Raw genomic sequence first — 23,758 nt, forward strand, 5'->3', positions numbered from 1 at the left:
CCTTAGTGGATGGGGTGCTGGCGCAGGAAGTCGGCCGCCACGGATGAGGGGCTCTGGTGGTCGACATCGACTCGGGCATTGAGCTGGCGCATGGTGTCGTCGTCGAACAGCTCGGCCAACGGCTTGAGATCGGCGGCCAATTGCGGGTGGGCGTCGAGATAGGCCTGGCGCACCACGGGCGCGGCGGTGTAATCCGGGAAATAGTGGCGGTCGTCTTCCAGCAGTTTGAGCTTGAAGGCGTTCAAGCGCCCGTCGGTGGTGTAGACCAGCCCGGCGAATACCTGGCCATTGCGCAGTGCGGTATAAACCAGACCGGCATCCATCTGGCGAATGTTCTGGCGGGTCAGGTTCATGTCGTACAGCTTCACCATACCTTCCAGGCCATCGGAGCGGTTGGCGAACTCGGTGTCCAGCGCCACCAGATGATGGTTTTTTGCCTCGGCGGCGAGCACCGTGGTCAGTTGGCTGATGGTGCTGACCTGTGGGTATTGTTCCGCGATCTTCTGCGGCAGGGCCAGGGCGTAGGTGTTGCTGAACTTCGACGGCGTGAGCCAGACCAGGCCTTTTTGGGCATCGAGTTCCTTGACTCGTGCGTAGGACTGTTCGCTGTCGAGTTTTTCCGTTACATGGTTGTAGGCCACCAGCGACACCCCCGTGTATTCCCAGAGCATGTCCAGTTGCCCACTTTCGTGGGCGCTACGGGCAAGATTGCTGCCCAGGCCGCCGGTGATCCGAGTGTCGTAGCCCTTGGTGCGCAGGTATTGCGCGGTGATTTCCGCAAGCAGGGTTTGTTCGGTGAATACCCGCGCGCCGATGCGGATCACGGGTTTTTCGGCGGCCTGGGCCCATCCTGCGAACAGCAGGGCGCAGCCTAAAAACAAGTAGAGTCTTTTCATGGTTTTTCCTTTGCTCAGGCGGGCCGCAGGCCGCGTTCCAGCCAGCGCCGGCTGGCCAATGTCACCAGACCATCGAGCAGCAGCGCCAGCAAGGCGGTACAGGCTGCGCCGAGGATCAGTTGCGGCTGGTTGTTCAGGGCGATGCCGGGGAAAATCAGGCTGCCCAGGCTGTTGGCGCCGATCAGGAAGGCCAGCGGCGCGGTACCGACGTTGATCGCCAGGGCCACTCGCACGCCACCGACGATGATCGGTACGGCATTGGGCAGTTCCACCCGCCAGAGCACTTGGCGTGGGGTCATGCCGATGCCCACGGCAGCCTCCTTGAGAGACCCCTCGACGTTTTTCAGGCCCTCATAGGTATTGCGCACGATGGGCAGCAGGGAGGCAAGGAACAGAGCAAGGATCGCCGGGCCCGCGCCGATGCCGAGGATCCCCAGGGCAATCGCCAGTACCGCCAGGGGCGGGACGGTATTGCCGATATTGAACACCTGCATGAAGCGTTCGGCGCGACCGCTCATGGCGGGGCGGCTGAGGAAGATGCCGGCGGGAATCCCGACCAGCAGGGCGGCCAACATCGACGCCAGGACCAGGTACAGGTGAGCTTGCAGGTAGAACCACAAGTCGTCTCGGTAGTGTTCGATAGTGCTGATGCCGATCCAGTGGATCAGCAGGGCCAGGAGGGCGATGACCACCGCGCCTCCGATAAGCCCTTGGCCATAGCGATTAGCCACAGATGGACTCCTTTTTTCAGTCGGCAGACACATTCCCTTGAGGCAAGGCCATTGCTGGATGCCGGGAAGAATGTCCGCGAAAAGCAGCTTTCCCCCCTTGTCGACGAAGAGCTAGAGGGTTAGCCATAAGCGTCATGTCATCAGGCTAACTGGCTGATTTTTCTACACCTGATGAAAGGTCATGACAGGGGAGTGGACGCCTGTGCGCTTTAAAAGGTTCCCCAATTAATCGCTTTGGGCTATCCGGTGGCCCGCCGGGCGAGAGGGCAGCGGTGGCCGCTGGTGTCGGCTTTGGTCTATAATCGGCGCCCTTTTTTGAATCACCTGTCAGGCGATTTCCCATGACCAACCAGGCCGCCGAAGTCGCGAAACGCCGCACCTTCGCCATTATTTCCCACCCGGATGCGGGTAAGACCACCATCACCGAAAAGCTGTTGCTGATGGGCAAGGCGATTGCGGTGGCGGGCACGGTGAAATCTCGCAAATCCGATCGCCATGCCACCTCCGACTGGATGGAAATGGAGAAGCAACGGGGTATTTCCATTACTACCTCGGTCATGCAGTTCCCCTACCGGGATCACATGGTCAACCTGCTCGATACGCCAGGCCACGAAGACTTCTCCGAAGACACCTACCGGACCCTGACCGCCGTGGACTCGGCGCTAATGGTGCTCGACGGCGGCAAGGGCGTCGAACCGCGGACCATCGCCCTGATGGACGTCTGCCGCCTGCGTGATACACCGATCGTCAGCTTTATCAACAAGCTCGATCGCGATATCCGCGACCCGATCGAACTGCTCGACGAAATCGAGTCGGTCCTGAAGATCAAGGCGGCGCCGATCACCTGGCCGATCGGTTGCTACCGCGACTTCAAGGGCGTCTACCACCTGGCCGACGACTACATCATCGTCTACATCGCCGGCCATGGTCATGAGCGCACCGAGGTAAAGATCATCGAGAAACTCGACTCGGACGAAGCCCGCGCCCACCTGGGTGACGAGTACGAGCGGTTTATCGAGCAACTGGAACTGGTGCAGGGCGCCTGCCATGAATTCAACCAGCAGGAATTCCTCGATGGCCAACTGACCCCGGTGTTCTTCGGCACCGCGCTGGGCAACTTCGGTGTCGACCATGTACTCGACGCCGTGGTCGATTGGGCGCCGAAGCCGTTGGCGCGTGTCGCCAACGAGCGCACGGTCGAGCCGGTGGAAGAGAAATTCTCCGGTTTTGTGTTCAAGATCCAGGCGAACATGGACCCCAAGCACCGCGACCGCATCGCCTTCATGCGAATCTGCTCGGGCAAGTACGACAAGGGCATGAAGATGCGCCATGTACGGACCGGCAAAGACGTGCGGATCGGCGATGCGCTGACGTTCTTCTCCTCCGAGCGCGAACAGCTGGAAGAAGCCTACGCGGGCGACATCATCGGCCTGCACAACCACGGCACCATCCAGATCGGTGACACCTTCACCGAAGGCGAGGCCTTGGGCTTTACCGGTATTCCGCACTTCGCCCCGGAACTGTTCCGCCGAGTACGGCTGCGCGATCCGCTCAAGTCCAAACAACTGCGCCAGGGCTTGCAGCAGTTGGCTGAGGAGGGCGCGACCCAGGTGTTCTTCCCGGAGCGCAGCAACGACATCATCCTCGGCGCCGTCGGGGTGCTGCAGTTTGATGTGGTGGCCAGCCGCTTGAAAGAGGAATACAAAGTCGAATGCTCCTACGAGCCGATCACCGTGTATTCGGCTCGCTGGATCGATTGCAGTGATAAGAAGAAGCTGGAAGAGTTCAAGGTCAAGGCCGTAGAAAACCTCGCCATCGACGGCGGCGGTCACCTGACCTACCTGGCGCCGACCCGGGTCAATCTGGCACTGATGGAAGAGCGCTGGCCGGATGTGAAATTCCGCGCGACGCGTGAGCATCACTGATTTGCCATAGCCGAAGGTAAAGTCCTCCAGCCGCAAACCCCGCTGCTCGTCGGCGGGGTTTTTTATGAGTGATTGAAAAGTGCCATAGGTTCTTCGGATCTGACGGTTAGTTGGAATTATTCTAAGAGGCACTGGAAAGTTTCATGTAGCCAGTATGGAAAAAGTTCGTCGACGGGACTAGCGTCTGAGGAAGCTGGCGCAGGTTGTTTGAACTGGCGCTCAGGCAATCGCGACTTACCTATAGAAGGACTGGATCGACGATGAACATCTTTCAACGCATTGTGTTGCTGCTCAAGGTGCTGGTGATGCTGGCGCTGGGCACCACGGCAGCCTGGGCCAGTGCGAGTCCGCCCCAGGCCTCTGGTGTGTGGACAGCGAACAGTGTCCAGGGCCGTGCTTTGACGGTCGCCGACTCCGTCGACGAGGAGCAGGGCGATGGCGAGAGCGATGATGGCCCCACCACCGAAGAGCCTGATACCGGCGATGATGAAGAGAGCGACGAGGATACTTGATTGCTCGGCGGCGCAAATTCAGATCGTTCCCACATCGAGGCGTTGAGCCGTCTGCGTGGGAATGCCTTGCGCTGTTGATGTTGCGCTGTATCTTTCCAGGCAACATGGCAACGATCATTCGGGCAGGGCATCGGTGATCTTGACGAAGTTGATTTCCAGGCTTTTATCCTTGACCACACGGTCAAATCGCTTCCGCAGTTCTTCGGGTATGAGTTCGTATTTTTTTTTAAACTCAAGGTCGTGTTTATTTTCAAGACCGAAATAGATATCTATTGTTTGAGTGAGGGTTTCTTCCTCTGTTGGAAGTATTTTTTCTGAGCGAAGGAGGCTTAGCGTCTCGATGTGTTTACGGATGACGATATTTTCTTCAGGGTAAATACATGTTGATAGTCTATGCTTTTTTTCAATGAAAATCATTGTTTGTGCATATTGTTTCTTCAAGAATTCTATGTCGGAAATTTTTAGTGGGGTTTTTAGTTTTTCATTTTTTATGCAGATTTCAAATTTTGAATTATAATTTTCATGAGCTTTTTTAAGTGATGCTATATATGTATATTTTAATTCGGCTTCCTTTTCTTGAAGAGGCGAGGCGAAGGCGTCGGTTATTGCCAATACGGATAAAATCATGATGAGCGTTTTAGTGTGCATTGTATATGCACTTCCAAAATTCTCTTTCTTTGTAGTTAATGGTGTTATCTGTAATGATGGCAGCTACTTCTAAGTTAACCCTATTCTTGACTATTGTTGGGGTTGCGGCCATAGCACGGGTAAATAGAGTGAAGTCGTATTGCGATATTGAATATGTAGCAGATAAAGGGCCGTTGTTGAAGAATAGGTTGGTAATAACGCCGCCTGACAGAGTCGCGCTCAGCATGTTGCCGTACCTATAAATGCGTCCTATATTTTTAAAGCCTTCTTTACTTCTATGCCCAAACGTAACACCGTTGATGCCACAGCTCATTTGATATGCCCCTCTCGTTAAAATATCAGGAAGGGCAGATTGCAGCTGTTCAGAACCGAAGGAAGTAGGGTCGGGAGCGTTGTTCTGTAGGTTTCTTTTCTATTTTCGGTAGGATATATCTGGGTCAATGAGGCTGCCAGGGCGATGGCGCTATTTGATCGAGCGGCTCCCCACATGAAAAGGCTCTTTCTGCCAAGTTGATGCGCCACCTGGCAAAAAGGGCTGGGTTTTCAGCGCCTTCGCTTTTTCAGGAAGGCGTTTTTGGAGTGTCGGTCAGAGGAATTGCTCGGCGTAGTGGCAGGCGACCTGGCGGGTATCCACTTGACGCAGCTCCGGCAACTCCGTACTGCAACGCTCGGTGGCGTAGGGGCAGCGCTTGTGGAAGGCGCAGCCGCTCGGCGGGTTGAGCGGGTTGGGCAGTTCGCCGACGATCTTGATCTTCGGTTTCAGCGGGTCCGGGTGGATGGTCGGGGTCGCCGACAGCAGGGCCTGGGTATACGGGTGTAGCGGACGGGTGTAGATGTCCTCTTTCGGACCCATTTCGGCTGGCCGGCCAAGGTACATCACCAGCACCTGGTCTGCCACGTGACGCACCACCGCCAGGTTGTGGGAGATGAACACGTAGGCGGTGTTGAACTGCTGCTGCAGGTCCATGAACAGGTTCAGCACTTGGGCCTGGATCGAGACGTCGAGGGCCGAGGTCGGTTCGTCCGCCACCAGCACCTTGGGTTGCAACATCATCGCTCGGGCCAGTGCGATCCGCTGGCGCTGGCCGCCGGAGAACATGTGCGGGTAACGCTGATAATGCTCAGGCCGCAAACCGACCTGGCTCATCATCGCCTGCACTTTTTCGCGGCGCTCGGCGGCCGACAGGTGAGTGTTGATCAGCAGCGGTTCACCGAGCTGATCACCGATCTTCTGCCGTGGGTTGAGCGACGCGTAAGGGCTCTGGAACACCATCTGCACGTCTTTGCGCAGTTGCTTGCGTTCGGCCTTGTTGGCGCCGTTGACTTCCTGGCCAGCGATCTTCAGCGAGCCGGACGAGGGCTCCTCGATCAGGGTCAGGGCGCGGGCCAGGGTGGACTTGCCACACCCGGACTCGCCTACCACGGCCAGGGTCTTGCCGGCTTCCAATTCGAACGACACACCATTGAGGGCGCGCACCAGCGCATGACCCTTGAACAGGCCGCGAGAGACTTCGTAGTGACGGGTGAGGTCGCGGGCGGTGAGAACGACGGCCATTACGCCACCTCCTGGTTCAGCGGGTAGAAGCAACGGGCGAGGCTATGGGTTTTCGCGTCCAGGTCCGGGCGTTGCTGACGGCAGTTTTCTTGCACATAGGGGCAGCGCGGCGACAACAGGCAACCCTGCGGGCGGTCATAGCGGCCAGGCACGATACCCGGTAGGGTCGACAGCCGGGCGGCACCCAGGCTGTGTTCCGGAATCGCCTTGAGCAGCGCTTCGCTGTAGGGGTGTGCCGGAACATCGAACAGGCCCGGGACCCGACCGACTTCCACGGCTTGTCCAGCGTACATCACGCAGACCCGCTGGGCCGTTTCGGCGACGACGGCGAGGTCATGGGTAATCAGCACCAGGCCCATGTTTTGCTCTTGTTGCAGGTTGAGCAGCAACTCCATGATCTGCGCCTGGATGGTCACGTCCAGAGCGGTGGTCGGCTCATCGGCGATCAGCAGTTTCGGCTCGCCGGCAATGGCCATGGCAATTGCCACGCGCTGGCTCATGCCGCCGGACAGTTGGTGCGGATAGGCATCCATCCGACTGGCCGCGCCTGGGATCTCGACCTTTTCCAGCAGTTCGATGGCCCGTTTGCGGGCTTGTTTGCCGGACATCTTCAGGTGCAGGCGCAGCACTTCCTCGATCTGGAAGCCCACGGTGTAACTGGGGTTCAGAGCGGTCATCGGGTCCTGGAAGACCATGGACAAATCTTTGCCGACGATTTGCCGGCGCTGGCGGGCATTGAGCTTGAGCATGTCCTTGCCGTCGAAGCGCAGGGCGTCGGCGGTGACGATACCGGGGTGCTCGATCAGGCCCATCAGCGCCATCATGGTGACGGATTTGCCCGAGCCCGATTCGCCGACGATGGCCAGTACTTCGCCCTTGTCCACGGCCAGGTCGAGGCCGTCGACCACCGGTACGGCGGTCTTGTCGCCGAAGCGGACATTGAGATTCTTGATTTCTAGCAGTGACATGGGAATCTCCTCAGGCGGCGTTCTTGAGTTTCGGGTCCAGCGCATCGCGCAGGCCGTCGCCCATCAGGTTGATTGCCAGCACGCTGAGCAAAATGGTCAGGCCGGGCAGGCTGACCACCCACCAGGCGCGTTCGATGTAGTCGCGGGCCGAGGCCAGCATGGTGCCCCACTCCGGGGTGGGCGGCTGGACGCCGAGGCCGAGGAAGCCCAGGGCGGCGGCGTCGAGGATCGCCGAGGAAAAGCTCAGGGTGGCCTGGACGATCAGCGGCGCCATGCAGTTGGGTAGCACGGTGATAAACATCAGGCGCGGCAGGCCGGCACCGGCCAGGCGGGCGGCGGTCACGTAGTCGCGGTTCAGTTCGCCCATGACCGCGGCGCGGGTCAGGCGCACATAAGACGGCAGCGAGACGATGGCAATGGCGATCACGGTGTTGATCAGGCCAGGGCCGAGGATGGCGACGATCGCCACCGCCAGCAGCAACGATGGCAGGGCGAGCATGATGTCCATCAGGCGCATGATGGTCGGCCCGAGGATGCGCGGGAAGAAGCCGGCCAGCAGGCCCATCAGAATTCCGGGAATCAGCGACATCACCACCGAGGACAGGCCGATCAGCAGCGACAGGCGCGAGCCCTGGATCAGTCGCGACAGCAGGTCGCGGCCTAGTTCATCGGTGCCCAGCAGGAACCGGGACTGGCCACCTTCGAGCCAGGACGGCGGGGTGAGCAGGAAGTCGCGGAACTGCTCACTCGGATCGTGCGGCGCGACCCAGGGGGCGAAAATCGCGCAGAAGATCACCAGCAGCATGAATAACAGGCCGGCGACGGCACCCTTGTTCTTGGCGAAGGCTTGCCAGAACTCTTTGTACGGCGACGGATACAGCAGGCTTTGATCGACTGCTACAGAGGAAGTTGGAGTGCTCATGTATAGGATCTCAGCGCTGGTGACGGATACGTGGGTTGGCGAAGCCGTAGAGGATATCCACCACGAAATTGACCAGGATCACGATGCAGGCAATCAACAGGATGCCGTTTTGCACCACCGGGTAGTCCCGGGCGCCGATGGCTTCGATCAGCCATTTACCGATGCCGGGCCAGGAGAAAATGGTTTCGGTGAGGACCGCCCCGGCCAGTAGCGTGCCGACTTGCAGGCCCATGACCGTCAGCACCGGGATCAGCGCGTTGCGCAGGCCGTGGACGAACACCACGCGGGCCGAGGACAGCCCCTTGGCGCGGGCGGTGCGGATGTAGTCTTCGCGCAAGACTTCGAGCATCGAGGAACGGGTCATCCGGGCGATCACCGCCAGCGGGATGGTGCCCAGCACGATGGAGGGCAGGATCATGTGGTGCAGCGCATCCCAGAAGGCGTCCGGCTGGTCGCTGAGCAGGGTGTCGATCAACATGAAACCGGTTTTCGGCTCGATGTCGTAAAGCAGGTCGATTCGCCCTGAAACCGGGGTCACGCCCAGGCTGACGGAGAAGAACATGATCAGGATCAGACCCCACCAGAAGATCGGCATCGAGTATCCCGCCAGGGATATACCCATGACCCCATGATCGAACAGCGATCCTCGCTTGAGGGCTGCGATCACGCCGGCCAGTAGGCCGAAGACGCCAGCGAACAGCAGGGCGGCCATGGACAATTCCAGGGTCGCCGGAAAGAGGGCGGTGAATTCGCTCCACACGCTGGTGCGTGTGCGCAAGGATTCGCCGAGGTCGCCATGGGCGAGTTTGCCCACGTAATCGATGTATTGCGCGTAAAGCGGTTTGTTCAGGCCGAGGCGTTCCATCGCCTGGGCATGCATTTCGGGGTCGACCCGGCGCTCGCCCATCATGACTTCCACGGGATCGCCAGGAATCATGCGAATCAATGCGAAGGTCAGCAGTGTGATGCCGAAAAACGTGGGGATCAATAACCCCAATCGGCGGGCAATAAAACTAAACATCTTATGGTGTACCTCATCAGCCGGTTAGGCATTCCGGTCGCAGCCCGGGGTGCGGGCAGCGACCGGTGTCTTTTTCTACTTCACCTGGGTCGTGGCGAAGTTATTGGTGGTCAGTGGGTTCATGTGATAACCCACTACGTTCTTGCGCATGGCGGTAAACATCTTGGGGTGAGCATGGTCGACCCACAGTACTTGCTGATGCAAGATTTCCAGGGCTTGTTCATAGAGCGCTGCACGTTCGGCCGGCTCGGTCTTGGTACGAGCCTGGTCGATCAGGGTTTGGAATTGCGGGTTGCACCAGCGGGTGTAGTTTTCGCCGTTTTTGGCCGCTTCGCAACTCAATAGCGGAGTGAGGAAGTTATCCGGGTCGCCGTTGTCGCCGCTCCAACCGGCGGACACCAGGTCATGTTCGCCTTTTTTTGCGCGCTTGAGCATCTCGGCCCACTCCATGACGCGGATATCGATCTTGATACCGACCTTGGCCAAATCCGACTGGACCAACTGCGCGCCCAGTTGCGGGTTCGGGTTGGTTGGGCCGCCCGCATTGCGAGTGTACAGGGTGAAGACCGTGCCTTGCGGCACGCCGGCTTCCTTGAGCAGCGCACGGGCCTTGTCCAGGTTCTGCGCCGGGTTCTTCAGCTTGTCGTTGTAGCCCAGCAGGGTGGGCGGGTAGGGGTTGACCGCCGCGATGGCGTTGCCCTTGCCATACAGGGTATCGACATAGGTCTGCTTGTCCAGCGCCAATTCGATGGCCTGGCGCACTCGCACATCACCCAGGTACTTGTGCTCGGTATTGATGGCGATGTAACCGGTGGACATGGCAGCCATGCCGACGACCTGCAAGTTCGGATCGGCCTGGATGCTCGGGACGTCATCCGGTTTTGGGTACAGGGCGACCTGGCACTCGTTGGCCTTGAGCTTCTGCAGGCGCGTGTTGTTGTCCGGGGTAATGGCAAATATCAGTGCATCGGCGGGCGGTTTGCCACGGAAGTAGTCCGGGTTGGCCTTGTAGCGGACCTGGGCATCCTTGGCATAACGCTGGAAAATGAACGGGCCGGTGCCGATTGGCTTGGCATTCAGGTCGTCCATCTTGCCGGCCTTGAGCAGCTGGTCGGCATACTCGGCGGAGTGGATCGAGGTGAAGGCCATACCCAGGTCGAGCAGGAACGGTGCCTCGGGTCGGGACAGGGTGAACCTGACGGTCAAGTCGTCGATTTTTTCGACGCTCTTGAGCAGGTTCTGGAAGTCCATGCTTTCAAAGTAGGGGAAACCGACACTCGATTGCTTGTGCCAGGGGTGATTCGGATCCAGTTGGCGCTGGAAGCTCCAGATCACGTCGTCGGCATTCAGCTCGCGAGTCGGTTTGAAGTAGTCGGTGTTGTGGAACTTGACGCCTTTGCGCAGGTGGAACGTGTACTGCAGGCCGTCGGGGCTGGTTTCCCAGCTTTCAGCCAGGGCCGGCTGGATCTCGGCGGTGCCTGGCTTGAAGTCCACCAGGCGGTTGAACACGGTTTCAGACGAGGCGTCGGAAGTGACGGCGGTGGTGTAAAGAACCGGATCGAAACCTTCCGGACTGGCTTCGGTGCAGACCACCAAGGGTTTCGCCGAAACGCCGATGGCGGCGGTCAGCAAGGTGGCTGCGATAGCCGCTCGCAAGGGAAGCATCTTCATATAAACCCTCCGTAATCAAATGAGCCAGATGAGTCGTCAGGGCCGACTCGCTGAATCGGCCCTGATCGCGTTACGTCTTAAAGGATCTTGAATGGAATGGTGGTGACCAGGCGGAACTCCTTGAGGTTGCCATCCGCTTGCTGCTCGCTGGCGCGGTGAGTGGTGTAGGTCGCACGGATGGCGGTGGCCTTCAGTGGACCGCTCTGCACCGAGTAGGAGGCGCCGATGCCGTATTCCTGGTGTTTCTCGCCGTCCATCAGACGCAGGTCGCTGCGGCTTTCGCCGGGGCTGCCATAAGCGGTGCCGTTGTAGTGGGTACCGTCGATACCCCAGCCGCGGGCGCTGTAGATGTTGAACTTGAGGCCGGGCACACCGTATTCGGCCATGTTGATGCCATAGGCGACCTGGAAGGATTTCTCGTTGGGGCCGTTGAAGTCCGACAGCAGGGAGTTGGCCAGGTAGATGCCGTTGGTTTCGTGTAGGTAGTCGAAGTACTCGTTACCGTTCACCTGCTGATAGGAGAAGGTCAGGCTGTGGGCCTGGTGGGTCAGGCCGAGCGACAGCGAGTAGGTATCGTTGTCGATTTCACCCATCTTCTTCTTGCCGGCATCGACGGTCTTGTAATAGTTGAATCCGGTGCTCAGACCCAGCACCGAAGTGTCCCCCAGGTCATGGACGAATCCCGCGTAGTACTGATTCCAGAAGTCCTCGACCTTGGCCGCGTAGAGGCTGGTCTTCAAGCTTTCCAGCGGCTGGTAGGTCATGCCGGCGGTATGGACGTGATCGGCTTCCTGGCCGTTGCCGTATTCGCTGCGAAATTTCGACAGGCTCTGCTCGGTCCGTGGCGATACACGGTCGAAGGTGCCCAGGTCGAAGGCCATGTTGCTGAGCTCTTCGCTATGGATGCTCACCCCTTCGAAGCTGGAAGGTAGCGGACGGTTGCCGATGGTATCGACAATCGGCGTGCTGAAGCTCTGGCGCCCGGCGATCAGGGTGGTGTTGGAAACGCGGGCCTGGACGTTGGCCAGGCCCAGTTTGCTCCACTGGCCTACAGCATCGCCGTCGCCGTGGGTCAGGGTACGGTTGGAACCGCCGGCCAGGTCCTTGCGGTCACGGTCCAGGGCGACGGCGTTGTAGACCGCCACTTCGGTCTTGATACCCACGGTGCCCTGAGTGAAACCCGAACTGTAGTTCAGGATGGTGCCCTGCACCCAGTTGATGCGCCGGGGCGTGGGTGTTGGCGTGGTCCCGCCTTTTTTGTAGGAGAAGCGATCATCGCGCCGTCTCAGTTCGTTGGCGTACCAGTTACGGGTTGTGCCCCCCAGGCTCTGACCCTCTATAAAACCCTTGGCTTCACTCTGGGCATTGCTGGTATTGATGCCGGTCGGAATGAAATCCTGGCTCTGGGATTGCGCATGGGCCGGTAGGGTGGCGCTACTGATGGCTAAGGCTAACAACGCTTTTTGAGAGAGTTTCAACGTAAAGCTCCTTTACTTATTGTTAGAATGCCGGCCTTTTTGGGTGAGCCGGCTATTTGTGGTGAACTCTTTTTTGTCTTCGCAAACGTTTGCTTGGCAGGTTTCGCCGAATTTCGGCTGCAAGATTGCGTGAGGGCGAAATTCGCCCTCACGCGCTGGTCACGGTTTTTATTGTTCGATACTGACGCCCGAGAATGAGTTACGGCCAAACGTGCTGACTTTGAAGTCCTGGATTTTGGCGCTCAGCGGCTGGTTGACCGTCGAATGAGCGATGGGGGTGATCGGCACCTGTTGCTTGAGCAACTGCTGGGCTTGTTGGTAGAGCACCGTCCGCTCGTCGCGATCGGTGACGATCTTGGCCTGCTTGACCAGCTTGTCGTATTGCGGGTCACACCACAGGGAGTAGTTGTTGCTGCCGATGGCATCGCAGCTGTAGAGGGTGCCGAGCCAGTTGTCCGGATCGCCGTTATCGCCGGTCCAGCCCATCAGGCTGATGTCATGCTCGCCGTTCTTGGTGCGCTTGAGGTACTCGCCCCATTCGTAGCTGACGATCTTCACCTTGAGGCCGATCTTCGCCCAGTCGGCCTGGAGCATTTCGGCCATCAGCTTGGCGTTGGGGTTGTACGGACGCTGGACGGGCATGGCCCAGAGCGTGAATTCGGTGCCTTCCTTGACGCCGGCAGCCTTGAGCAATTGCTTGGCTTTTTCCGGATTGTAGGCGGTGTCCTTGATTGTCTCGTCGTAGGACCACTGGGTCGGAGGCATGGCATTGACGGCCAACTGACCGGAACCCTGATAGACCGCGTTGAGGATGCTTGGCTTGTTTACCGCCATGTCCAGGGCCTGACGTACTTCGAGTTGGTCAAAAGGCTTGTGGCGCACGTTGTAGGCAATGTAGCCGAGGTTGAAGCCGGGCTTTTCGATCACCTGCAGCTTGGGGTTGCTCTTGAGCGCATCGACATCGGCGGGGCGTGGATGCAGCGTGACCTGGCACTCATCGCGCTTGAGCTTTTGTACCCGTACCGAGGCGTCGACGTTGATCGCGAAGATCAACTGATCGAGCTTGACCTGGCTCGAGTCCCAGTAGTGCTTGTTGGCGATGTAGCGGATCTGCGTGTCTTTCTGATAGCGCTGGAACACGTAGGGCCCGGTGCCGATGGGTTTCTGATTGATGTCGCTGGGCTTGCCTTCTCTGAGCAACTGGTCGGCATATTCGGCGGACAGGATCGAGGCGAAGCTCATGGCGATGTTCTGGATGAACGCGGCATCGATGCTGTTGAGGGTCATGACCACAGTCAGCGGCCCGGTTTTTTCGACCTTGGCGATATTCTTGTTCAGGCTCATCCCGGTGAAGTAGGGGAACTCAGTGGGGTAGGCCTTGCGAAACGGCTGCTCGGGATCGAGCATGCGATTGAAGGTGAACAGCACATCGTCGGCATTGAGATCGCGACTCGGCGTGAAGTATGGGGTGGTGTGGAACTTCACCCCTTCACGCAAATGAAAGGTGTACACCAGGCCATTGGGTGAGATGTCCCAGCTCTTGGCCAGCGCCGGTGCGACGGTGGTCTCGCCTCGAACGAATTCCACCAGCCGGTTGTAGATCGGTTCGGCGGCGTCGTTGTCCGTAGCGGCGGTGTACTGTGCAGTGTCGAACCCGGCGGGGCTACCCTCGGAGCAGAACACCAGACTGCCGCCAGCCTGGGCAAAAGAGGCACCCGCCAGCAGGGCCGTGCTGGTAAAAGCGGATAAAACGAAGGTGTGGCGCATGACGATTCCATCCATTTTTATTGTTATCGATGAGCGATTGCCATGTGCTGAAACATGGAAACATCACCGACTGAGCCAGTAAGTACAGCAATCCCGCTCGAACGCCTATCAGCGGTATCTCGACGTTATGACGCCAAGTCCCTGCCGTAAATGCGTAGAGCCTTAGAAAGTTGTAGGAAAAAACTGCGCTTCTGACTCGCTCGGCTGAAACCGGGAGCGGTGAGGTAATGGCAATTCCTGCAATTCTGGCGCTAGCGCAAGGGCGACGTCGTACTACGTCGCCCTTGCGCGACCTTATTTGCCGACGCTGACACCGTAGAAGGAGTTCAAGCCAAACGGACTGATCTTGAAGTCTTTCACGGTGACACTCATGGGTTGGTACACCGTCGAGTGCGCGATAGGTGTGTACGGGACGTCTTCCTTGAGGATGTGCTGGGCCTGCTTGTACAGCTCGGTGCGCTTGGCCTGGTCGGTAGTCGATTTGGCTTCTTTCATCAGGCTGTCGTATTTGGGCGTGCAATACTTCGAGAAGTTGTTGCCGTTGATGGCATCGCAACCGAACAGGACGTTCAGCCAGTTATCCGGGTCGCCGTTGTCGCCGCTCCAGCCGATGATCATGGCTTGTTGCTCGCCGGCCTTGGACCGCTTGATGTATTCACCCCATTCGTAGCTGACGATCTTCACGTTCAGGCCGATATTCTTCCAGTCGGCCTGGAGCATTTCGGCCATCAGCTTGGCGTTGGGGTTGTACGGGCGCTGGACGGGCATGGCCCACAGCTTGATTTCGGTACCTTCCTTGATGCCGGCCTCCTTGAGCAATTGCTTGGCTTTCTCGGGATCGTACTTGGCATCCTTGATGGTGGTGTCGTAGGACCACTGGGTCGGCGGCATGGCGTTGACGGCCAACTGGCCAGCGCCTTGGTACACCGATTCGATGATCTGCGGCTTGTTCACCGCCATGTCCAGTGCCTGACGAACACGCAGGTCGGCCAACGGATTGGCGGCGGTTTCGCCCTTGAGCACCGGCATCACGTTATAGGCGATGTAACCCAGGTTGAAACCGGCCTGGCTGGGCATCTGCAGTTTCGGGTCGGCCTTGAGCGGTGCAAGGTCGGCCGGACGCGGGTAGACGCTGACCTGGCATTCGTTTTTCTTCAGTTTCTGCATCCGCACCGAGGCGTCGGTGGTGATGGCGAAGATCAGGTTATCGATCTTGACGTCTTCAGGCTTCCAGTAGTCCTTGTTTGCGGTGTAGCGGATATTGGAGTCTTTCTGGTAGCTCTTGAACACGAACGGCCCAGTACCGATCGGCTTCTGGTTGATGTCGCTGGTCTTGCCTTCCTTGAGCAGCTTATCGGCGTACTCGGCGGACTGGATGGAAGCGAAGCTCATTGCCAGGTTCTGGATGAACGCGGCGTCAACCGTCTTCAGGGTGAACTTGACAGTATGGTCGTCGATCTTCTGCAACTGGGTGATGTTGCTGTCCATGCCCATGTCGGTGAAGTACGGGAATTCGGTCGGATAGGCTTTGCGAAATGGCATGTCCTTGTCGAGCATGCGGTTGAAGGTGAACAGCACGTCGTCGGCGTTGAAGTTGCGGGTCGGCTTGAAGTAGTCGGTGGTGTGGAACTTCACCCCATCGCGCAGATGGAAGGTGTAGGTCAGGCCATCCGGCGAAATATCCCAGCTAGTCGCCAGGCCAGGAACCACGGCGGTGCCGCCGCGTTCAAACTGGCTGAGACGGTTGAAGACGGTTTCCGCGGAGGCGTCGAAGTCGGTTCCGGCGGTGTATTGGCCTGGATCGAAACCGGCCGGGCTCCCTTCGGAGCAGTACACCAGGTTTGTCGCCGCGAGGGCGAACGGTGCAGATGCCAGGAGGCCTGCGCCCACTAAAAACGGAATGACGGCTTTTTTAAGCATGGTGGCCTCATGATTTGTTGTCATTTTTTGTTGTGAGGACGACCTCGTGAGTCGACCTAGGGATACTTATGCAGGCCCCATACCCAATGCAAGATGCAGAAACACCGCAAGCCTTAAACTGTGGCACGAACGTACACGAATGTCGCAATTGTATAAATTTCGGCGCATTTAATCGTTTGCGTCTGGCTTTTTCGCTGCATCTAGCGCCCTGCTAGCGGGCAAGCGAGGCCTCTGGCGTGCATGGTTGGGGCGTGCGTGTTACTTATCCAGACTTACCCCGTAGAAGGGCGTCAAGCCGAAGGGACTGATCTTGAAGTCACGTACTTCCTTGCGCAGCGGCTGGAATACCGTCGAGTTCGCGATGGGCGTGATGGGCACTTGTTCCTTGAGGACTTTCTGTGCCTGTTGGTAGAGCTTGACCCGTTCGTCGCGATTGCTCGCGAGTTTGGCTTGTTGGACCAGTCGATCATAATCCGGGTTGCACCATTTGGCGTAGTTGCTGCCTTTTAGCGCACCGCAGCTGTACAGCACACCGAGCCAGTTGTCCGGATCGCCATTGTCTCCAGTCCAGCCATAAATCATGGCGTCATGTTCGCCGTTCTTGGCGCGCTTGATGTATTCGCCCCATTCATAGCTGACGATATTGGCCTTGATCCCGACCTTGGCCCAGTCCTGTTGGATCATCTGCGCCGACATCCGCGCATTGGGGTTCGAGGCGCGCTGCACGGTCATGGCCCACAGGTCGATGCTGGTGCCGGGGGCGATCCCGGCCTCTTTCAGTAACGCCTTGGCTTTGGTTGGATCGTAGGGCGCATCCTTGATGTTCGGGTCGAACGACCATTGCGCCGGTGGCAGGGCGTTTTGTGCCAGTTGTCCGGCACCCTGGTAGACCGCTTTGATGATCGCCGGCTTGTCGATGGCCATGTCCAGCGCCTGGCGCACCTTGAGTTGGTCCAGCGGCTTGTGGGTCACGTTATAGGCCAGGAAACCCAGGTTGAAGCCAGCCTGCTGGAGCACTCGCAGGTTCGGGTCTTGCTTCATGATCTCGATGTCCGCCGGGGGCGGGTAACCGCTGACCTGGCACTCACCGGCCTTGAGCTTCTGCAGGCGCGCGGCGGCATCGGGAGTGATAGCGAAGACCAGGTTGTCGAGTTTCACGTCCTCGGGTTTCCAATATGCCTTGTTCGCCACGTAGCGAATCTGCGAGTCCTTCTGGTAGCGCTTGAACACGAAGGGGCCGGTGCCGATCGGTTTCTGGTTGAGTTCCTCGGCCTTGCCTTCCTTGAGCAGCTTGTCAGCGTATTCGGCGGACTAGATGGAGGCGAAGCTCATTGCCAGGTTTTGGATAAATGCCGCATCGACCGTGTTCAGGTTGAAACGCACAGTGTGTTCGTCGAGTTTCTCGACGTTCTTGATGGTGGTATTAAGGCCCATGTCGGTGAAGTACGGCGACTCCGAAGGGTAAGCCTTGCGCAAGGGCTGGTTCGGGTCGAGCAGACGATTGAAGGTGAACAGTACATCGTCGGCGTTGAAGTCGCGGGTTGGCGTGAAATAGTCGGTGGTGTGGAATTTCACGCCGGGGCGCAGGTGGAAGGTGTAGCCGAGGCCATCGGTGGAGACCTCCCAGCGTGTTGCCAGGCCAGGTTCGACTTCGGTGCCGCCGCGTTTGAACTGGGTCAGGCGGTTGAACACGGTTTCGGCCGACGCGTCGAAATCGGTGCCGCTGGTGTACTGGCTGGGGTCGAAACCAGCCGGGCTGGCTTCGGAACAGTAGACCAAGGTGGTAGCGGCCTGGGCCAGCGGTGCACCGGCCAGTAGGCTGGCGGCAAGGAGCAGCGGTTTGAATACGGTTCTTTCCATGGAATCCTCTGGGAGCGCTTTTCTAGAGCAAAAAAAACGGCGGTCACCGAGGTTACCGCCGTTCTGGCCTGCTTAGAAAGCGCTCACCACACAGGCCACTGGGTCTTTATTGCTGGACCTCGATCACGCCATCGGCGCTCATGCTGACTTCGCTGGTTCCGGCTTCCATGTCCGGAGTCGGTGCCGCGTCCATGGCAGCGGCTTTCATCATCATCGCACCACGGGCGTAGGGCGGTGGATAACCGTTGCTGTTGAGGTTCAGGTTGACGATCTTGTAGCCCTTGCCGCCCAGGGCGTCGGTGGCCAACTGAGCGCGAGCCTTGAAGGCATTCACTGCGTCCTTGAGCAAGGCATCTTCGCTGGCCTTGCGGGCCGCGGTGGAAATGGAGAAATTCATGCTGTCCATTTTCAGGGTCTGCATCAGGTCGCCGGTCAGCTTGGAGAGAGAGGCAAAGTCGGCGCTTTCCAGGCGTAGTTCGGCGCGTTCACGCCAGCCGGTGATTTTCTGGCTCTTGTTGTCGTAGACCGGATAGCTGTTGCGGCTGCCCTGACGCAGGCTCACGGCCTTCACTTCACGGGCCTGGCCGAGGGCTTTGTTCATGGTGTTGGTGATCTCGGCGGCGAGCTTGGCCGGGTCGGTGTTCTGCGCCTCGGTATAGAGAGTGACGGTCATCAGATCCCGTGCTACCTCCTGGCTGGCTTGGGCCCGCAGAGAAATCTGGTTGTAATGAAGCTCGTCGGCCGCCAGCGCCGGCAGGCTGGTCAGGGTGGCGATGCTAAGCGCGAGCAGGGTGGCGCTGCGAGTGAACCGTTGCATAAAAACTCCTTGGGATACGGGACGCGGTGGGTGTCGGACAGCTCCGCGTGCAGGTATCAGACTACGCCGGGATTGTCCGGTTCTGCTGATTACAACTTCAATACATATACTTAAAAGTTATATGGCTCACTCGCAGGGATTCTGGCACTTTCTCGGCAGCAGTTTTTAGATTTTGGATTTTGGGTCGCTACTGTGGCCCAATGCTGGAGTTGACTTGCCTGTCCCCGAAATCCGCGATGATGTCCTTCCCGCCAACTGTTAGGTCAGAATTGTGCAACCCAGCAAGACTTGACATGGTTCTCGCGGCCTCTTTGATTGCGGCCTCTTCAGCGTCTAGAGGGCTCATCTCTTTTTGAAATTGCCTTTGAAACCGTTCTTGCAAAGTATCTTTTAGATCCTTACGGGCTTTCTTCGCCGCCATAGCATCGCGTTTACCGGGGTTAGCTATATTTTCTAAGTATTCCTCAACCGTCAGCCGATTCAGCTCTCATCAAGAATGCTTCGAATATCAAGGTCAGAAAAGCGCTTCAGGATGCTGCTGGCGGCCTCTTTTTCGCCCAAATCACACGCTTGACGGACACATCTGACTCGGCGATAGATCAGATCGAGACTAGGTAAATTTGTGGAGCTGGGTGGGCTGAGAGGATTTGTGCCCCTTTCGCGTTCCCCTAGGCCGCCCTGACGAAATAGACGTTCGGCATAAGCCTCGATATCGAGCCAACTGGGGATTCTTGTCCATAAAGGCATTCATCGCTCCTGCGTTCGGGGGAGAATTGGGAAAGCTAGGCTTTGTGCCATGCTCTGTCAAAAGTGATTTCAAGGGATCCAACCCTTTAAGGCAGCGGCAGTCGAAAGGCCTGTGCTAGATGATTCCCGCTCCCCTGTGGTTCAGGCAGTGCGACACAGAGTCGAGATACCCACGTCGGACGTCTAAAAATTTACCTGCTAGATGACTTCGCCAGACGCATACATTCGATCGGGCTGTGAAACAGCCGAAAAACCAGACACCTCGTTCTAGTTGATACATTGCACTCACTGGCTTTAGGGACGCTTCGCGCCCCAGCGTGGGCAAGCCCACTCGCCGCACGATCGCGTTTGGTTTCGAATTTCCAACCCAATGGCATCGGCACAACCCCCCCTTGCCATTGTGCATCTTTACCCACGACGAGATTTGCCAACTGTGGCGGTTTGCCGCACATTGGCCTGTCCGCCCCCGGCTTGGTTATACTCGTGGCGATCCACCTGGAGCGCTCATCAGGAGAGCTCATGCTCACCCCCTTTCCATTGTTGTCCGCGACTCGCCAGAACCTGTGGCGCCTGACGTTCATCCGCATTCTGGTGCTGGCCGCCCAGGCCGGTTCGGTCGGTATCGCCTACGGGTTCGATCTGTTGCCGCTGCCCTGGCTGCAACTGGCAACCACGCTGGTCTGCTCCATAGTGCTCTGTGCTTTCACCGTGGTGCGCCTGCGCACGACCTGGCCGGTCACCGAGCTTGAATACGCCGTACAGCTAGCCTGTGACCTGTTTATCCACAGCGCCCTGTTGTATTTCTCCGGTGGCTCGACCAACCCTTTCGTCTCCTATTATCTGGTGCCGCTGACCATTGCCGCCGTGACGTTGTCCTGGCGTTATTCGGTAGCCCTCTCCGGTATTGCACTGGTTCTGTACACCTTGCTGCTGGTGCAGTTCTACCCGCTGGAAACCTTTCCGATCTCCCGGGAAAATCTACAGATCTATGGCATGTGGCTGAGCTTCGCCCTGGCGGCGGCGGTCATCACCTTTTTTGCCGCGAAGATGGCCGAGGAATTGCGTCGCCAGGAAGAGCTGCGTGCGTTGCGTCGTGAAGAAGGCCTGCGTGACCAGCAACTGTTGGCCGTGGCGACCCAGGCCGCCGGGGCCGCCCATGAATTGGGCACGCCACTGGCGACCATGAGCGTGTTGCTCAAGGAGATGCGCCAGGACCATTCGGACCCGGCGTTGCAGGACGATCTGAGTGTGCTCCAGGATCAGGTCAAGCTGTGCAAGGAGACCCTGCAGCAACTGGTGCGGGCCGCGGAAGCCAATCGCCGGCTGGCGGTGGAGATGCAGGATGTCACGGTCTGGCTCGACGAAGCGCTGAACCGTTGGCACCTGATGCGCCCGGAGGCCAGTTATCGTTTTCAGCTCCTGGGGCAGGGCGAAGTGCCGCGCCTGGCGCCGCCACCGGATTTGACCCAGGCTCTGCTCAATCTGTTGAACAACGCCGCCGATGCCTGTTCCGAGGGCCTGGAAGTACAGCTCGATTGGGACGAGGAAAACCTCACCATCAGTATTCGCGACCACGGTGCCGGAGTGCCGTTGGCCATCGCCGAGCAGATCGGCAAACCGTTCTTTACCACCAAGGGCAAAGGTTTCGGCCTGGGCCTGTTCTTGAGCAAGGCCAGCGTGACACGCGCCGGCGGCTCGGTGAAACTCTACAGTCATGAGGAAGGCGGCACGCTCACCGAGCTGCGCCTGCCTCGTGTCGCCCGAGGAGACGAAGCATGAATGACGAGATCCCAGTCGAAGGCGAAGAACTGCCGCATCTGTTGCTGGTGGACGACGACGCCACTTTTACCCGTGTGATGGCGCGGGCCATGAGCCGGCGCGGTTTTCGTGTCAGCACCGCCGGCTCCGCCGAAGAAGGCCTGATCCTGGCCCAGCAGGACCTGCCGGACTACGCCGCGTTAGACCTGAAGATGGACGGCGACTCCGGTCTGGTGCTGTTGCCCAAGCTGCTTGAGCTCGATCCGGAGATGCGCGTGCTGATCCTCACGGGCTATTCCAGCATCGCCACGGCGGTGGAGGCGATCAAGCGCGGCGCTTGCAACTACCTGTGCAAGCCAGCGGACGCCGACGATGTGCTGGCGGCCTTGCTCTCCGAGCACGCCGACCTCGATACCCTGGTGCCGGAAAACCCGATGTCGGTGGACCGCCTGCAGTGGGAACACATCCAGCGCGTGTTGACCGAGCACGAGGGCAATATCTCTGCGACGGCCCGTGCCTTGGGCATGCATCGGCGGACCTTGCAGCGCAAATTGCAGAAGCGGCCAGTGCGGCGCTGAACGAATCGTTCTTCGCCTGCATTATCGCCTGTGCGAATCCTCTATGATCGGCCAATAAATTTTCTTACGCTAATCGAGCCTGAACAATGACTGAGAAGAACGCCGAGTATTGCGCGGTCAACGATGCCGTGCAGGGACAGTTTTTTCGCCGGGTCTGGCACATGACAACGCCTTATTGGCGCAGTGAAGAGAAGGGCAAGGCCTGGTTATTGTTGCTGGCGGTCATTGGTCTTTCGTTGTTCAGCGTCGCGATTTCGGTCTGGATCAACAGCTGGTACAAGGATTTCTACGACGCCTTGCAACAGAAGGACGAGAGCGCCTTCTGGCGGCTGATCCTGTATTTTTGTGGTATCGCCGCGGCGGCGATTCTCGGTGCGGTCTACCGACTGTACCTGACTCAGATGCTGACGATCCGTTGGCGTAACTGGCTGACCGAGCAACATTTCAAGCGCTGGCTCGGTCACAAGAACTACTACCAGTTGGAACAGGGCGGCTACACCGATAACCCTGACCAGCGGATTTCCGAAGACCTCAATAGCTTCACCTCCAACACCTTGAGCCTGGGCTTGGGCCTGATCCGCACCGTGGTCAGCCTGGTGTCGTTCTCGATCATCCTGTGGGGTGTCTCAGGCAGCATCGAAGTCTTGGGCATCACCATTCCCGGCTACATGTTCTGGTGTGCCTTGCTCTATGCCGCGGTGGGCAGTTGGCTGACTCACCGGATCGGTCATCGTCTGATTGGCTTGAACAATCGCCAGCAACGTTTTGAGGCCGATCTGCGTTTCTCCATGATCCGGGTTCGTGAGAACGCCGAGAGTATTGCGTTGTTCAATGGTGAGTCGAACGAAAATCAACGCTTGAGCGCTCGTTTTGGCAAGGTCTGGCACAACTTCTGGGACATCATGCGCGTTTCCAAGCGCCTGACTTTTTTCACGGCGGGCTATGGCCAGATTGCCACAATCTTTCCCTTTATCGTGGCCGCCCCGCGTTACTTTGCCGGCAAGATCCAACTGGGCGAATTGATGCAGATAAACTCTGCGTTTGGCAATGTGCAGGAAAATTTCAGTTGGTTCATCACGGCGTATTCGGATCTGGCCGCGTGGCGTGCGACATGCGATCGTCTGTTGAGCTTTCGTCAGGCCATGGGCGACAACGAGGACCGTGTCCAGACCATCGATGTACAAAGCGAGGGCGACGAGTTGAAGGTGCGCAACCTCGATCTGCAGTTGAACAATGACCGTACACTGTTGAATGGCGCCAATATGGCCGTCGCGGCAGGTGAGCGCCTGATGCTGGCCGGTCGGTCTGGCAGCGGTAAAAGTACCTTGTTCCGCGCCATGGGCAACCTCTGGCCGCAGGGCCATGGGAGTATTCGCCTACCCGCCCGACGCTACCTGTTTTTGCCGCAGAAGCCCTACCTGCCCATTGGTAGCCTGCGTGAGGCACTGAGTTATCCACAGGCGGGCGATGCCTATGCGCAAGAGCGCTATGTCCAGGTTTTGGAAACTTGTCGCTTGCATCACTTGGTTGCGCGCCTGGACGAGAGTAACCACTGGCAGCGCATGCTGTCTCCGGGCGAGCAGCAACGCCTGGCCTTCGCCCGTGCCCTGTTGTACGCACCGCAATGGTTGTTCATGGATGAAGCGACCTCGGCCATGGACGAAGAGGATGAAGCCGATCTCTACGAGGCCCTGATCGAGCAGATTCCCGGCATCGGGATCGTCAGCGTCGGCCATCGCAGCAGTTTGAACAAATTCCATACTCGGCATTTGCGCATAGAGCGAGGACAGCTGGTGTCTCAAGAACCGGCCCATGCATAGACTGTGATCGTACAACCCGGTTGAGCCACGCTACGGGCTCATCCGTTCAGCCGAGTGATAAGGAAAGCCAGTGCAGCGTGCTTCGCGTACCCAGCGAGTCGGCGACCATGAGCACCCATCGGGGGAGCTGCACGGTGGCCTGTGAGACATTCCCCCTTCGCGGA

The 23,758-nt window shown here is 58.5% G+C and carries 19 protein-coding genes and 1 pseudogene; 5 read left to right on the top strand and 15 right to left on the bottom strand.

Annotated elements, in window-relative coordinates:
- Window positions 1-2: 2 nt before the first annotated feature.
- Both AWM79_RS16360 and AWM79_RS16365 read right to left on the bottom strand, forming a co-directional pair.
- Complete coding sequence (locus AWM79_RS16360) at window positions 3-896, bottom strand: glycine betaine ABC transporter substrate-binding protein (protein WP_017132883.1); 894 nt, start codon at window positions 894-896, stop codon at window positions 3-5.
- A 14-nt stretch (window positions 897-910) separates the two neighbouring features.
- On the bottom strand, window positions 911-1,627 hold the full coding sequence (locus AWM79_RS16365; protein ID WP_060783279.1) for an ABC transporter permease: 717 nt from the start codon (window positions 1,625-1,627) through the stop codon (window positions 911-913).
- Window positions 1,628-1,968: 341 nt separating this feature from the next.
- On the opposite strand from AWM79_RS16365, the gene AWM79_RS16370 reads away from it, so the two are divergent.
- A complete protein-coding gene (locus AWM79_RS16370) occupies window positions 1,969-3,552 on the top strand; it encodes a peptide chain release factor 3 (protein ID WP_060783280.1) in 1,584 nt (527 codons plus the stop codon).
- Between the two features lie 260 nt (window positions 3,553-3,812).
- Window positions 3,813-4,064, top strand: a complete 252-nt coding sequence (locus tag AWM79_RS16375) for a hypothetical protein (protein WP_060783281.1) — start codon at window positions 3,813-3,815, stop codon at window positions 4,062-4,064.
- A 114-nt stretch (window positions 4,065-4,178) separates the two neighbouring features.
- Here the strand turns inward: AWM79_RS16375 and AWM79_RS16380 are convergent, their stop codons facing one another.
- From AWM79_RS16380 to AWM79_RS16435, 13 genes and pseudogenes are all read right to left on the bottom strand, one after another.
- Window positions 4,179-4,712 carry a hypothetical protein gene (locus AWM79_RS16380; RefSeq protein WP_060783282.1) on the bottom strand — a complete coding sequence of 178 codons (534 nt, stop codon included), beginning with the start codon at window positions 4,710-4,712 and terminating at the stop codon, window positions 4,179-4,181.
- On the bottom strand, window positions 4,702-5,025 hold the full coding sequence (locus tag AWM79_RS25040; protein ID WP_156430117.1) for a hypothetical protein: 324 nt from the start codon (window positions 5,023-5,025) through the stop codon (window positions 4,702-4,704). The genes AWM79_RS16380 and AWM79_RS25040 overlap by 11 nt, the downstream gene beginning before the upstream one ends.
- A gap of 273 nt (window positions 5,026-5,298) precedes the next feature.
- The gene (locus AWM79_RS16385; protein WP_060783283.1) at window positions 5,299-6,267 is read right to left on the bottom strand and encodes a peptide ABC transporter ATP-binding protein; all 969 of its coding nucleotides are present in this window, start codon (window positions 6,265-6,267) and stop codon (window positions 5,299-5,301) included.
- Window positions 6,267-7,235 (bottom strand): ABC transporter ATP-binding protein, encoded by a 969-nt coding sequence (locus AWM79_RS16390; protein ID WP_060783284.1) that lies wholly within the window; start codon window positions 7,233-7,235, stop codon window positions 6,267-6,269. The genes AWM79_RS16385 and AWM79_RS16390 overlap by 1 nt, the downstream gene beginning before the upstream one ends.
- 10 nt (window positions 7,236-7,245) lie before the next feature.
- On the bottom strand, window positions 7,246-8,157 hold the full coding sequence (locus tag AWM79_RS16395; RefSeq protein ID WP_017132889.1) for an ABC transporter permease subunit: 912 nt from the start codon (window positions 8,155-8,157) through the stop codon (window positions 7,246-7,248).
- A gap of 10 nt (window positions 8,158-8,167) precedes the next feature.
- Entirely contained in the window at window positions 8,168-9,178 is a 1,011-nt protein-coding gene (locus tag AWM79_RS16400; protein WP_060783285.1) for an ABC transporter permease subunit, read from the bottom strand.
- Between the two features lie 75 nt (window positions 9,179-9,253).
- Window positions 9,254-10,849 carry an ABC transporter substrate-binding protein gene (locus tag AWM79_RS16405; RefSeq protein WP_060783286.1) on the bottom strand — a complete coding sequence of 532 codons (1,596 nt, stop codon included), beginning with the start codon at window positions 10,847-10,849 and terminating at the stop codon, window positions 9,254-9,256.
- A 77-nt stretch (window positions 10,850-10,926) separates the two neighbouring features.
- Window positions 10,927-12,327 carry an OprD family porin gene (locus tag AWM79_RS16410; protein WP_060783287.1) on the bottom strand — a complete coding sequence of 467 codons (1,401 nt, stop codon included), beginning with the start codon at window positions 12,325-12,327 and terminating at the stop codon, window positions 10,927-10,929.
- Window positions 12,328-12,495: 168 nt separating this feature from the next.
- On the bottom strand, window positions 12,496-14,094 hold the full coding sequence (locus AWM79_RS16415) for an ABC transporter substrate-binding protein (protein WP_060783288.1): 1,599 nt from the start codon (window positions 14,092-14,094) through the stop codon (window positions 12,496-12,498).
- 294 nt (window positions 14,095-14,388) lie between these two features.
- Complete coding sequence (locus AWM79_RS16420; protein WP_017132894.1) at window positions 14,389-16,014, bottom strand: ABC transporter substrate-binding protein; 1,626 nt, start codon at window positions 16,012-16,014, stop codon at window positions 14,389-14,391.
- Window positions 16,015-16,272: 258 nt separating this feature from the next.
- A pseudogene (locus AWM79_RS16425) lies at window positions 16,273-17,874 on the bottom strand (ABC transporter substrate-binding protein).
- Window positions 17,875-17,980: 106 nt separating this feature from the next.
- Window positions 17,981-18,691, bottom strand: coding sequence for an SIMPL domain-containing protein (locus AWM79_RS16430; protein WP_060783289.1), 711 nt, complete (start codon window positions 18,689-18,691; stop codon window positions 17,981-17,983).
- 187 nt (window positions 18,692-18,878) lie between these two features.
- Window positions 18,879-19,175, bottom strand: a complete 297-nt coding sequence (locus tag AWM79_RS16435; RefSeq protein ID WP_156430177.1) for a polymorphic toxin type 15 domain-containing protein — start codon at window positions 19,173-19,175, stop codon at window positions 18,879-18,881.
- 782 nt (window positions 19,176-19,957) lie between these two features.
- On the opposite strand from AWM79_RS16435, the gene AWM79_RS16440 reads away from it, so the two are divergent.
- The 3 genes from AWM79_RS16440 (at window position 19,958) to AWM79_RS16450 (ending at window position 23,594) form a co-directional block, all read left to right on the top strand.
- A complete protein-coding gene (locus tag AWM79_RS16440; protein ID WP_017132904.1) occupies window positions 19,958-21,217 on the top strand; it encodes an ATP-binding protein in 1,260 nt (419 codons plus the stop codon).
- Complete coding sequence (locus AWM79_RS16445; RefSeq protein ID WP_017132905.1) at window positions 21,214-21,774, top strand: response regulator transcription factor; 561 nt, start codon at window positions 21,214-21,216, stop codon at window positions 21,772-21,774. Before AWM79_RS16440 ends, AWM79_RS16445 begins: the two co-directional genes overlap by 4 nt.
- Before the next feature lie 86 nt (window positions 21,775-21,860).
- The gene (locus tag AWM79_RS16450) at window positions 21,861-23,594 is read left to right on the top strand and encodes an ABC transporter ATP-binding protein/permease (RefSeq protein ID WP_017132906.1); all 1,734 of its coding nucleotides are present in this window, start codon (window positions 21,861-21,863) and stop codon (window positions 23,592-23,594) included.
- The last annotated feature ends 164 nt before the right edge of the window (window positions 23,595-23,758 follow it).

This window comes from Pseudomonas agarici (assembly GCF_001543125.1).
Classification (GTDB): domain Bacteria; phylum Pseudomonadota; class Gammaproteobacteria; order Pseudomonadales; family Pseudomonadaceae; genus Aquipseudomonas; species Aquipseudomonas agarici.